Source organism: Micromonospora craniellae (assembly GCF_014764405.1).
Lineage (GTDB): Bacteria > Actinomycetota > Actinomycetes > Mycobacteriales > Micromonosporaceae > Micromonospora > Micromonospora craniellae.
Genome location: NZ_CP061725.1, coordinates 28675 through 41517 on the forward strand (window position 1 = coordinate 28675; position 12843 = coordinate 41517).

Genomic DNA, 12843 nt, shown 5'->3' on the forward strand with positions numbered 1-12843 from the left:
ATAGGTGTCGTTGATCTTTCAGAGGTGTTTGGCCGGGGTGGGTCGTTGACCTCGATCCGTCAGAGGGTCTTGCTCCCTGCCTGACCGTTTCGGCTTGACCGTTTTGTCCACCCGGTTTGGGTGTGATATCGCCACGTGTCGCTGTGGAAGCGCGAGTTCTCCGGGCCCTCGGTCACGGTCTTTCTACTGGTAGGTACAGGGGTCCAGGGTCAGGTTGTCAGTGGTAGCAGGGTGAGGCGCTGCCAGCAGAGGGTGAACGCGTCGGCCCACGGCCAGGTCTCGGGGATGGACAGGACACGCCGGCGGGCGTGGGCGGCCAGTTTCGCGGGCAGGTGCAGCAGCCGGTAACGCAGTGTTGCGGGTTCGGCGTGGGCGAGGTCGTCCTGGTCGTGCAGGCCGAGCAACCGGGTCCAGGAAGTGATGTCCGCGGCGATGTTGGCGGCGAGGACCCAGCCGCGGTTGACGGTCCAGGCCTTCGACGGCAGGTTCCGCAGGCCCATGGCCTTGTTCGTGCGCACCTTGTCTTCCACTCCTGCGTGCGAACGATGCAAAGCGTCGATCCATTGCGGCTGGTGCGAGCCCGGCACCCCGGCGATCCGGCTGATGTTGGTGGCGACGATCGCGTACCGCCAGCCGGTCCGCTTCTCCAGCGCGGTGAGATTCTTCGCGTGCCGGGCCGACGGCTTCGTGCGCCGCACGAGCAGCCGTAGCCGGCCGTTCCAGTTCTCCAGGCGCTGGTTGAGGCCGGTCAGTTCCGCGACATGCGCGGTGTCGACGGCCGTGCCGTCCTGGGCGAGGCCGTCGGTCCACGCTTCAGCAGGCAGTTGCTCGATCGCGATCTCGTCGGCGTCGGTGATCGTCCAGCCGACGGTGAACTTCACGCTGCGCCACAGCCGGTTCATCGCCTCGATGTGCTCGAGCAGGTCGTGGGTGGCACCGGCCCCATCGACCCTGATCAGAATCTTGCGCCGGTAGGCGACCGGCAACTGAGCGATCGCCTCACCGAGAACCCGGATGTGATCGGCGACCGTATTCGAGCCGGCACTGCCGGGCCGCAGCAGCATGGCCAGGCATTCCGCGGTGTTCGCACACCACGCACCGAGCGGATGGAACCCGAAACCCTTCTTGAACGTGGCCGCCGCACCCTGCTTCGGTGAGTGAGCGGTGATCAGGGTGGCGTCCAGATCGATGACCACCCACCCGGACAGCAGCTTGCCCGCCACCGTCAGCCACGGGAACCCTTGCGGGCGGCGGGCGAGCAGGGCCCATACGTGAGCGCGGACCTTCGCCCGCGCTTTGCCGATCCGTTTCAGCGCGGTCTCGTCGAGACCGGCCAACGCTCGCCGGACGGTTGGCTCCGACGGCCGATCACCGAAGACCAATCCCTGATGGGCGAGGACCGCGATGTCGGACATGCTCGTGGCGCCGAGCACGATCGCGACCGCGAGTGAGACCAGGACCGTGCCGCGATCCCACCACCCAGGGCCCTTGCCGCGCGGTAGCACCTTGTTCAAACCGCTGGTCAGACCGGTCCGATCTGCGCATTTGCGCAGCAGGACCGCACCCGCGTGACCGACCAGACCCTTCCCGCCCGCGCCGACGACCAGCCGCTGATCCCACCCGCTACCCTTACTCACCAGAAAGGTGCACCCGCTTCTGCTGTGGACATGGACTCGACACCCAAATCCTTGCAGGTCAGGAGCACCTTTCGTTTATCGCCCTCGATCAGTCAAATCGCCTCTGACTCGGGGAGGTTGACCGTTCGTGCCCGCCGATCCTTCGCAGCCGTCGTATGAGCAGCTGCTTGCGCTGAACGCGGACCTGTTCGCCCGGTTGGATCAGGCGCTCGGGCGGATCGCGGAGCTGGAGGCTGACCTCAGTACGGCGAAGTGCCGGATCGCTGATCTGGAAGCCCAGCTGAAGCAGTCGTCGAAGAACTCCTCGAAACCGCCGTCGACGGACGGGCTGGCCAAGCCGGCACCCAAATCTTTGCGCGGTAGGTCCGGGCGGGGGCCGGGGCGCCCGGCCGGGCAGCCCGGCGCCACTCTGGAGCAGGTCGCCGACCCCGACGTCATCGTGCGGCACACCCCCGAGGTGTGCGCGGGCTGCGACAACGATCTGGCCGGCGCGGCCGAAGTGTCCGTGACCCGGCGGCAGGTGTTCGACATTCCGGAACCGACGGTCGTGGTGACCGAGCATCAGATCGTCACCCTCGCCTGCCCGTGTGGACATCGCACCACCGGCATCGGGCCCGCCGAGGCCACCGCGCCTGCCGTGTACGGGCCGCGGATCGCCGCGATCGGGGTCTACCTGTTGCACGGGCAGTTCCTGTCGATCGGCCGTACCGCCGACGCGCTGCGGGACCTGTTCGGCCTGCCGGTCGCGGCGGCCACGGTCACCGCCTGGGTCAAACGCACCGCCCTCGGCATCATCGAGCAGGTGCTGCCGGTGATCCGCGACCGGATCCGGCAGGCGCCGGTCGTGCACTTCGACGAGACCGGGATGCGCGTCGAAGGCCGTCTGGCCTGGCTGCACTCCGCGTCCACCGGCACCGACGTGCTCCTCACGGCGCACCGCAGACGCGGCGCCGCCGCCATTGACGACGCCGGTGTCCTGCCCGGCTTCACCGGTGTCGCCGTGCACGACGCGTGGGCGCCATACGACACCTACACCAGCGCCAACCACGCCCTGTGCAACGCCCACGTGCTGCGTGAACTGGTCTACGTCACCGACACCGCCACCGGCCCCACCGCCGACCTCGCCACCCAAGCCATCAACGCGCTGCGCCGGCTCAACCGCCTGGCCGACGACGCCCACACCGGGCAGGACACAGCGAACCCGGACGCCCTACGCGAGCAGCAGTACCTGCTGCGCTCCGCCGTCGTGCTCGGCGCGCAGGCCACCGCCGGCCGCGACGGCAAACTCCAGCGCAAACACCACGCCCTGTTCGTCCGGCTCCGCGACCGCCGCGACGACTACCTACGATTCGTCACCGACCCGGCCGTCCCCTTCGACAACAACGCCGCCGAACAGACCATCCGTATGCCGAAACTACGGATCAAGGTCTCCGGAAGCATGCGCACCATGACCGGCGCCGAACACTTCGCCGCCATCCGCAGCTACACCGCCACCGCCATCCGCCAAGGCAACAACATGCTCGACGCCCTGATCCAAGCCGTCACCGGAAACCCCTGGATCCCCGCCACCACCTGAGCAAATCGGCGTACACGCATACCCGATGTTCCAGCACCTATCCAGTTACCCCAGGATTACGCTTCTTCTCGGCGATCACCCAGTTCCGGACTGTCTCGGCGACCAGACCGAAATCACGCGCAACCTCAGCATAGGTACGCCGACCCTCGACCACCGAACGCACCGCTTCTGCCCGCAACTCAGGCGAATACTTCGCAGGTTTCTTGCTCACGTACTGTTCCTCCCGGACTCCTCGTCACCCTACTTGGGGACGTGTCCGGAGTTCTCGGGTCACCTCAAGGCTGAGCTTGTGATTTAACCTTTTGTGGCTTGTTGTGGCTGGTTGTTGCGTTCTGGTGTTGGGGCTTGCCGACCGGCGGGTGTGCTCTGACGTGCTTGTTCCGGGAGCCGGGCGGGCGTCCCGGGCCTGGTCGGGTGGGTTTCGGTGCACTCGCCGGCTGGGCCAGTTTCGGCTGGAGGTTGCGAAACCCTCGCCGGACGCGGGCCGGGGTCAGCCGTCCGGGTTTCGCCGGCGGACGCTCCCAGGGGCGTCGCAGGTCGGTGGCCAGATCGCGGGCCAACCGTAGCTGGGTGTGCACGGCGATGATCAGCCAGGTCCACCGGTCAGCGGCCTTCGGATCCCGCAGCCGCGGGCGGGTCCAGCCGAGGGTCTGCTTGAACAGCCGGAACGTGTGCTCCACATCGAAACGACGCAGATACGCCTGCCAGATCCGGTCCACCTCGGACGCGGTCAGCCCGGTCGCCGAGACCCACAACCACACCGGTTTCGGATTCCGATCACCGGGCAGCCGGCCCACCCGTAGCCGGATGACGGTGCCCTCGATGATCGGCAACGGCCCCACATGCTCAGCCCACCCGCCGCGCCGAGCCAGCCTCGGATGGGCCCGGTCCCACGCGTCGGCGAACGCCGCACCGTAACGGGTGGTCTCCGTGACCGTGGCGACGGCAGGGGCCGGATGCCTGGCCGGTTCGTCGAGGTCGAAGACCCCGCCGTGCCGGGCCGGGCGTCCGAGCTGTCCCGGCGCCCGGGGCGGGGCGGGTAAGTACAGGACCCGGTCCGAACGCAGCCGCCCCACAAGATCCACCGGCAGATCGTGTAGCAGCCACGCCAGCCTGGTCACGTCGTAGCCAGCGTCGAACACAATCATCATCCGCGGGTCGCCGTCACACCACCTGCCGTGCTCACGAAGCCGGTCGACGACCTCCCGCGCCTGCCCGGCGGTCACCTCGGTGGCATCCTCGAGCGGCCCGATCCGCACCGCGTCCAGCACCGCGGTCCAAGACGAACGCCCGGTCTCCAACACAGCGACGAACGAGTACGCCCACCCCGGGATCATCTGCGCAGCACCACGCCCACGGCCGTACACATGGCAGAACGAGCGCTGCTCCGCAGTCGCGGCGTCCGGCCGCAACCACGGACTGACATCGACCGTCAACACGATCCGGCCGTCACGGCCACGCGGCAACGGCAACCCGGCCAGCGCCCGCCGCAACCGGTCCACCTCGACCATCCCGCTGTTCACCGCGTCGTACAACGCACCATGACCACGACGATGCTCCGCCGCCAAAGACAACCCGACCAGGCTGGTGACCGGCCCATCGACGCACAACACCGCGTCGGCAAGCTCGAACAACGCATCCGCCCGCCAACGCAGCGAGGCGTAGAAGTCCTGCCGGAACTCCGACAACTCCCCGAACGCAGCACTCCGACCGGCATCGTTCACACTGATCACCGCAGCCCTTGTTGTGTCTCATGGCTCCTTCGCAAGAACCATGATCACGCAAGGGCTGCCCTCATGATCACCCTGGGGCACCTCGGCGAACCCGGCGGCAGGTTAAACGACAAGCTAAGACAGCGGCTTGCAAGTGGGCAGGAGAGTTAAGGGGCGAAGCTTTCACGCTCTGGTACAGCGAATGTTTCGTCTCCGAATGGGCTTGAGATGTCCAGCGTGACAAGTGAATGCTGCACGAGAGTTCGCCCACTGGCCGACATGTTGTTCGCGGTCAGCACGATACCCGTCGCGAAATGCACGTCAACGTCACACTGGTCAGCCCAGGGGCTTACAAGTGCGGACTCGACAAGGTCGGCGGATCGAGGGGATCCTTGCAGCCGGACTGCCGCGCCAAACTCGGACTCGAAAGGCTCGGCGTGCGTGATCGATAGCGCCGGTAGGACAAGGGATGGGTCAATGACCTCGCGGAGGGCGGGGCTCGGGGCCTGCTGCCAGGCAGTCGGCGCCAGTTGCCGAACGTCGGCCGAAGGATCGGGACGCCATGCTCTGACTGTGGCGTCTACATATGCCCAGCGGGTGACACCGTCCGAACCGTGGGCACGTAAGACGGCGCCTTCCTCGCCGAGGTCTTCGTAACGCCACCGATCAGGCTTGTCTACCTGTAGGCGGCAGCGGACCAAGTTTGGTGGCGTGGGAGCCTCCGGCCGACTCCGTATCAGCAACCCGCCGAGCGACCGGCGCCCCGGCGTGGTCAGCGGAGACACGGATTGTCCCAACGCCGGGGCGACGACCTCGGCGAGGTACCGCTCGTCGTAGGAGCTGACGAGTTCGATGGCAAGGCGGGGATGACGGGCGTCGGCCGTTGTCATGGCGACCAGCAGGGGTCCCAGAATCTCGTTCATACTGCCTTCCACAGGTCGTTCACCCGCGTCTGGTTGTCTCGGTAATGAATGCCCAGGACGCTGACACCTCGGCGGGAAGTCGGCCATCCTGCTCACGCATCCGTGCGGGAACGTACCAAGCGGCGTTGACAATGATCAACCGGGTTTCGTCGCTTGACACTGTCGAGATGCGGATCCGATCGTCGACAGTGTACGTGCATCTGGCAGGAGTCGCCGTGGGTTCACACGACGCTTCTTCCGGTGTCCCTGTAGGCAGGCCGTTCCCTTCGATGGTTCGGTAGGCGAGTATCTGTATACGTGTCGGTTCGACCGAAGTTGCAAGGTCAATGTGCACGGCAGACTCCGCGACAAGACCCATCGGGTTGGAGCGCGGTACGGTTGCTACCTCGCCCTCCTTGACCAAGCCCTGTTCAATCCATATCCAGTGCCGGGTAGACGGCGGGAGTTTCACCCGCCGTCCCCCACAGATCCGGACGTGAACCTCTCGACTCATCCGGCTCGTGCCGTTCGGTTGTCAGGTCGTGTACCGCATCGCCCAGTGCGCGAACAGGTCGGGCGACCGTTGCCGGACGTCTCGTAGCCATACTCGAGCTCTGTCGTCGCTGCGTTTGAGTCGCTTGTACTTCCACTTCGCCCAGCGCATCAGATGACGATCGATGCGCTTGCCGATCGGGTAGACCGCGCTCGGGTAAAACACGGTGAAGTAGTTCAACCAGCCCCGAAGGACAGGGTTGACCTCTACGGCGAGGTCTGCCAGGTTGCCGGTCGTGCGTCGATGTAGCCGCCAGGACGCGACCTTGCGGCTCATATCGGTCAGCTTCCCCGGGGCAACCGCGGGTAGGAACCCGGTCCGGGCCCTTCCGCGGATCTTGTCCCATGCCTTCCGGGGACGAAACGCGTACCCGCAGAACGTGAACGTCACCAGCTCGTAGTCGAGACGGCGCCGGTCGTCTTTGCAGTACACGATGCGCGTCTTGTCGGGGTGCAACTGCAACCCGATGTCCGCGAACCGACGATCGATCGCCTGACGCACCTGTTGCGCCTGACGTTCGGTCACGCAGTGGACCACCACATCGTCTGCGAACCGCTCGAACCCGACCCCGGGAAACTCACGGCCCATCCAGGTGTCGAAGCCGTAGTGCAGAAAAATGTTGGCGATCAACGGGGAGATCGGACCACCCTGCGGTGTCCCCTTGTTCCGATGGGTCAGGGTCCCGTCGGGCATCAGAATCGGCGCTCTCAACCAGCGCTCCACATACAGCATGACCCACGGGTGAGTCGTGTGACGCGCCACCGCCTTGAGCATCAAATCCCACCGCACGGAGTCGAAAAAGGCCTTGACGTCCAAATCGACGACCCAGTCCTTCTTGAAACACCGCTGCCGACACACCCGAATCGCATCAATCGGGGACCGTCCGGGACGATATCCGTAGGAGTCGTCGTGGAACACCTTCTCCACCTCCGGCTCCAACACCAGCACCGCCACCGTCTGCGCCACCCGGTCGACCACATTGGGAATGCCCAGAATCCTGACCCCACCCTTCTTCGGGATCTCCACCGCCCGGACCGGGCCTGGGAAATAGCTGCCCGACGACATACGGTTCCACAGTCGGTAGAGGTTGTCAGCCAACCTCGTTTCGAACTGTTCGATCGTCACTCCGTCGGCCCCGGCCGCTCCGCCATTACCTTTCACCTTCAACCACGCGGCCCAGATCAGCCGCTTTGGGATATCGTGCGACTTGCCTGTCAACCCTGGCTGACTCACGCGGTTCCTCCCTCACGGTTGACCGCACAAACCAGCCTGAACGACCCCGCCCCTTCGCTCCCCAACCCACTGAGCCTCGATCCACCGATGAAGGTCGAACCGGCGGGAGCCCGGGTATAGAAAGTGCCCCCTGAACTGGAAGGATAGGAGTGTTGACGCTTCTATCGGTCGGTTCGAGAGGGCACTTCGCAGGTGAGATTACGCTATGACGCGCCGGTGGTGCGCGCGACGTTCGACGATCCAAATCTGGTGTCGTGTGCCGGCCTTGTTCCGGTGATGCGTCTGGCCGAGCAGGCCGGTCTGCACGATGCGGTCGCCGACCGGGTGAGTCTGCCGACGGACAAGGGCGCGAATCCGGCCGGGAAGGTCGCCACGATCGTGGCCGGGATGCTCGCGGGCGCGGACAGCATCGATGACCTTGACGTGGCCCGGCACGGCGGGATGCGGTCACTGTTCACCAGCGTGTACGCGCCCTCGACGCTCGGTTCGTTCCTGCGCACGTTCACCCACGGGCATGTGCGGCAGTTACAGGCCGCCGCCCGCGACACTCTGGTCGGCCTCGCCGCCCGGACACCGCTACTGGCCGGCGCGGACACGCTGTGCTTTGTGGACATCGACTCGATGCTGCGCCGTGTCTACGGCAAACAGAAGCAGGGCATCGGGTTCGGTCACGCCAAGGTCGGCGGCTACAACGTCTGGTTGCGCGGCTACAACCCCCTCGTGGCGACGTTGTCCACCCCGCTGACGGCGCCGGTCGTCGCTACCACGAGGCTGCGTTCGGGTAACACCGGCTCCAGCAAGGGCGCTGCCAGCATGATCGCCGAGACGATCACCACCGCCCGTGCCTGCGGCGCGACCGGCGAGATCGTGGTGCGGGCCGACTCCGCGTTCTACGCCAAGGCGGTCATCGGCACCTGCCGGCGCCACCAGGTGCGGTTCTCGGTCACCACCCGCATCGACACCAAGATCCGCGCCGCCTGCGACAGCATCGGCGATGACCAGTGGATCAACATCCGTTACCCGCAGGCCGTCTGGGACGACGACGAGCAGCGGTGGATCTCCGACGCGCAGATCGCCGAGACCACCTACACCGCCTTCGCCGGCACCCGGCACGCCGTCACCGCCCGGCTGATCGTGCGCCGCATCCGCCGCGACGACCCTACCCAGGCCCCGGGCCAGGAAGAACTCCTACCGAACTACCGATATCACGCGGTGTTCACCGACAGCCCGTTCACCCTCGTGCAGGCCGAAGCCCAGCACCGGCAGCACGCGGTCATCGAGCAGATCAACGCCGACCTGATCGCCGGCCCTCTCACGCACCTGCCGTCCGGCCGGTTCAACGCCAACGCCGCCTGGCTGACCTGCGCCGGCATCGCCCACAACCTCACCCGGGCCGCCGGTCACCTCGCCGCCGGCGCCTGGACGACCGCCCGGACCACCACGATCCGGACCCGGATCGTCACCGTCGCCGCCCGCCTCGCGCACCGGGCCCGCACCATCCACCTGCACCTACCCGAGCACTGGCCCTGGCAACCCGCGTTCGAGAATCTGTTCACCGCCATCCGTACCGCACCCGACTGACCGCCGCATACCGACCGGAACCAGGCGGCCCGACCACAAGCCACGAACCCCACCCCACTCCAGCACAACCTGCCCAGAGCAAGCCGACCACGTAATCGGCAATTCCGCCGTACCCCAAAACCACCCGATATCAGAGCTATTCAAACGCGACCATCACGAACCGCGTCGGTGGATCGAGGCTGCCGGGTAGACGGCGGGAGTTTCACCCGCCGTCCCCCACAGATCCGGACGTGAACCTCTCGACTCATCCGGCTCGTGCCGTTCGGTTGTCAGGTCGTGTACCGCATCGCCCAGTGCGCGAACAGGTCGGGCGACCGTTGCCGGACGTCTCGTAGCCATACTCGAGCTCTGTCGTCGCTGCGTTTGAGTCGCTTGTACTTCCACTTCGCCCAGCGCATCAGATGACGATCGATGCGCTTGCCGATCGGGTAGACCGCGCTCGGGTAAAACACGGTGAAGTAGTTCAACCAGCCCCGAAGGACAGGGTTGACCTCTACGGCGAGGTCTGCCAGGTTGCCGGTCGTGCGTCGATGTAGCCGCCAGGACGCGACCTTGCGGCTCATATCGGTCAGCTTCCCCGGGGCAACCGCGGGTAGGAACCCGGTCCGGGCCCTTCCGCGGATCTTGTCCCATGCCTTCCGGGGACGAAACGCGTACCCGCAGAACGTGAACGTCACCAGCTCGTAGTCGAGACGGCGCCGGTCGTCTTTGCAGTACACGATGCGCGTCTTGTCGGGGTGCAACTGCAACCCGATGTCCGCGAACCGACGATCGATCGCCTGACGCACCTGTTGCGCCTGACGTTCGGTCACGCAGTGGACCACCACATCGTCTGCGAACCGCTCGAACCCGACCCCGGGAAACTCACGGCCCATCCAGGTGTCGAAGCCGTAGTGCAGAAAAATGTTGGCGATCAACGGGGAGATCGGACCACCCTGCGGTGTCCCCTTGTTCCGATGGGTCAGGGTCCCGTCGGGCATCAGAATCGGCGCTCTCAACCAGCGCTCCACATACAGCATGACCCACGGGTGAGTCGTGTGACGCGCCACCGCCTTGAGTACGTATTCAGCTTGAGGTGAGTGGGGGGCCGGTTGTCCACTCTGGTCGATCGGCTGACATGATCATGGGGTGTCGTCCGTCCCGCAGGTCCCGCTCTCGTACGAGGATCTGGTCGCGATGCTGGTTGAGCTGCGGGAACGGGTTGATCGGTTGGAAGCCGAGAACGCTGAACTGAAACGCCGGTTGGGGATGAACTCCTCGAACTCGTCGAAGCCTCCCTCGTCGGACGGTCCGGGCCGTCCGGCCCGGCAGCCGGGTAAAGGCAGTGGGCGGCGGCGGGGCAAGCAGCCGGGAGCGCCGGGATGGACCCTCGAACTGGTCGCGGATCCGGATGAGGTCATCGAGCACCGGCCACAGCGGTGTGGCCATCCGGGTTGTGGGGCTCCGCTGGGTGATGGGCGTGAGTACGGGCGGCAGCGCCGGCAGGTGATCGAGCTGCCCGAGCGGCGGTCGGTGGTCGTTGAGCACCAACTGGTCGCGGTTGAGTGCGGCGGGTGCGGGCAGGTCAGCGAGCCGGTGGCACCCGGCGGGGTGTCCGGGCGGGTGCAGTACGGCGTCGGTGTCAAGGCCGCCGTCGTCTACGCGCGGGCCGTCCAGTTCCTGCCCTTCGCCCGGGCCGCCGCGCTGTTGGGTGATCTGCTCGGGGTGCGGGTGTCGACCGGGTTCGTGCACCAGGTGGTCGGTGAGGCGGCCCGCAGGCTCGGGCCGTTCGTGTCCCGCACGGCCGCGTTGCTGCACGTCCAGCAGGTGCTGCACGCCGATGAGACCCCGGCAAGGGTCGACGGCGGCTTCAAGTACGTGCACGTGGCCTGCACCCCTGAGCTGACCTTGTTCCACGTCGGCGGCCGCAGCAAGGCCGACATCGACGCCGGGAAGGTCCTGCCCGGGTTCACCGGCACCCTCGTGCGTGACGGCTACGCCGCCTACCGCCACCTGGCCGACGCCGATCACGCCTGGTGCGGAGCACATCTGATCCGCGATCTGCGCGGCGTGCACGAGTCCGACCCGGCCGGCCAGCAGTGGGCCGAGGTGATGGCGCAAACCCTGCTGATGGCCAAGAAGATGACCGAGCAGGCCGTCACCGCGGGCCGGGACGCACTGTCAGCCGACGAGATCAGTCACATCCGTGCCTGTTACGCCGGGGCCCTCGCTTACGGCCGCCAGCAGAACCCGCCCGATCGTGACGGCAAGCCGTCACGAGCCGGCACGCTGGTCGAACGCTTCACCGCCCACCGCGACATGATCCTACGGTTCACCGTCGATCTGGCCGTGCCCTTCACCAACAACCAGGCCGAACGCGATCTCCGCCCGGTCAAACTCCAACAGAAGATCTCCGCGACCTGGCGCACCCTGCAAGGCCTGGCCGACTTCGCCACCCTACGGTCCTACCTGTCCACCGCCACCAAACACGGCAAAGACGCCCTCGACGTGCTCGAACAACTCTTCACCACCGGACCATGGCTACCGGAACCGGCAATATCAAGCTGAATACGTACCGCCTTGAGCATCAAATCCCACCGCACGGAGTCGAAAAAGGCCTTGACGTCCAAATCGACGACCCAGTCCTTCTTGAAACACCGCTGCCGACACACCCGAATCGCATCAATCGGGGACCGTCCGGGACGATATCCGTAGGAGTCGTCGTGGAACACCTTCTCCACCTCCGGCTCCAACACCAGCACCGCCACCGTCTGCGCCACCCGGTCGACCACATTGGGAATGCCCAGAATCCTGACCCCACCCTTCTTCGGGATCTCCACCGCCCGGACCGGGCCGGGGAAATAGCTGCCCGACGACATACGGTTCCACAGCCGGTAGAGGTTGTCAGCCAACCTCGTTTCGAACTGTTCGATCGTCACTCCGTCGGCCCCGGCCGCTCCGCCATTACCTTTCACCTTCAACCACGCGGCCCAGATCAGCCGCTTTGGGATATCGTGCGACTTGCCTGTCAACCCTGGCTGACTCACGCGGTTCCTCCCTCACGGTTGACCGCACAAACCAGCCTGAACGACCCCGCCCCTTCGCTCCCCAACCCACTGCGATACGCAGGCGGTTCACAGCTACTACGGGCGAGTCCGCCAGCGGCCCCGCATCGGTACTCTGCTCCTCGCGGTCTCCTCCGCTTGGAGTCCTCCCTCTCGCCGCCGGTCAACCGACGGACAGTATCGGGGTCCGCCTTCACACGTTCCGTATGAGAGCCTGGACCGGGCTCATGCTGCCTATATGCCGGACACCACCTGGGCAGTAAGCGGATATCCCCCAGGCTCATCCCGAGACTCACCTCCGGCCTCGGTTCTGATGTCGTCTGACTGAGTTTCGACACGTCAACGACAGAGAACTCGACGTTCATCGCTCATCTTCCCGGTCCATACCTGACGCGATCACAGTCACGCCTTCTCCAACGACGCTCAGGACGACGGTCTTCAGCCAACGCCCCTCGTGGTGGTTTGAAGCCTGCTTCCGCAAGCCGGCTCCGGAGGGCCAAACAACCTCCATCTCCCATACAGCACCGCAGTCCACGAGACCGTCATCAATCTTTGCCTCGCTTTCCACGTTCGTGTTCACAAGAGCTGATCTCAGCGACGCGAAT

The 12843-nt window shown here is 65.9% G+C and carries 9 protein-coding genes; 3 read left to right on the plus strand and 6 right to left on the minus strand.

Annotated elements, in window-relative coordinates; all coding sequences use genetic code 11:
* Positions 1-209: 209 nt before the first annotated feature.
* Complete coding sequence (locus ID554_RS00135; protein WP_199489339.1) at positions 210-1637, minus strand: IS1380 family transposase; 1428 nt, start codon at positions 1635-1637, stop codon at positions 210-212.
* Positions 1638-1764: 127 nt separating this feature from the next.
* On the opposite strand from ID554_RS00135, the gene tnpC (ID554_RS00140) reads away from it, so the two are divergent.
* A complete protein-coding gene (tnpC, locus tag ID554_RS00140) occupies positions 1765-3213 on the plus strand; it encodes an IS66 family transposase (protein WP_191088556.1) in 1449 nt (482 codons plus the stop codon).
* 37 nt (positions 3214-3250) lie between these two features.
* Here the strand turns inward: tnpC (ID554_RS00140) and ID554_RS00145 are convergent, their stop codons facing one another.
* The 3 genes from ID554_RS00145 to ltrA all read right to left on the minus strand — a co-directional run bounded on the left by ID554_RS00145 (position 3251) and on the right by ltrA (position 7613).
* Entirely contained in the window at positions 3251-3424 is a 174-nt protein-coding gene (locus tag ID554_RS00145; RefSeq protein WP_191088682.1) for a transposase, read from the minus strand.
* 64 nt (positions 3425-3488) lie between these two features.
* On the minus strand, positions 3489-4946 hold the full coding sequence (locus ID554_RS00150) for an NF041680 family putative transposase (protein WP_117231379.1): 1458 nt from the start codon (positions 4944-4946) through the stop codon (positions 3489-3491).
* Positions 4947-6362: 1416 nt separating this feature from the next.
* Positions 6363-7613, minus strand: a complete 1251-nt coding sequence (gene ltrA, locus ID554_RS00155) for a group II intron reverse transcriptase/maturase (protein ID WP_223884371.1) — start codon at positions 7611-7613, stop codon at positions 6363-6365.
* A 192-nt stretch (positions 7614-7805) separates the two neighbouring features.
* Here ltrA and ID554_RS00160 point away from each other — a divergent pair, with 192 nt between their 5' ends.
* Positions 7806-9194: an IS1380 family transposase gene (locus tag ID554_RS00160; protein ID WP_191088683.1), complete on the plus strand. Its 1389-nt coding sequence runs from the start codon at positions 7806-7808 to the stop codon at positions 9192-9194.
* A gap of 269 nt (positions 9195-9463) precedes the next feature.
* Here the strand turns inward: ID554_RS00160 and ID554_RS00165 are convergent, their stop codons facing one another.
* Positions 9464-10243, minus strand: coding sequence for a reverse transcriptase domain-containing protein (locus ID554_RS00165; RefSeq protein WP_223884364.1), 780 nt, complete (start codon positions 10241-10243; stop codon positions 9464-9466).
* Positions 10244-10322: 79 nt separating this feature from the next.
* Here ID554_RS00165 and tnpC (ID554_RS00170) point away from each other — a divergent pair, with 79 nt between their 5' ends.
* The gene (tnpC, locus tag ID554_RS00170) at positions 10323-11741 is read left to right on the plus strand and encodes an IS66 family transposase (RefSeq protein ID WP_191088609.1); all 1419 of its coding nucleotides are present in this window, start codon (positions 10323-10325) and stop codon (positions 11739-11741) included.
* Here tnpC (ID554_RS00170) and ID554_RS00175 read toward each other — a convergent pair.
* Positions 11639-12220: a reverse transcriptase domain-containing protein gene (locus ID554_RS00175; protein WP_199489338.1), complete on the minus strand. Its 582-nt coding sequence runs from the start codon at positions 12218-12220 to the stop codon at positions 11639-11641. The genes tnpC (ID554_RS00170) and ID554_RS00175 overlap by 103 nt on opposite strands.
* Positions 12221-12843: the final 623 nt, after the last annotated feature.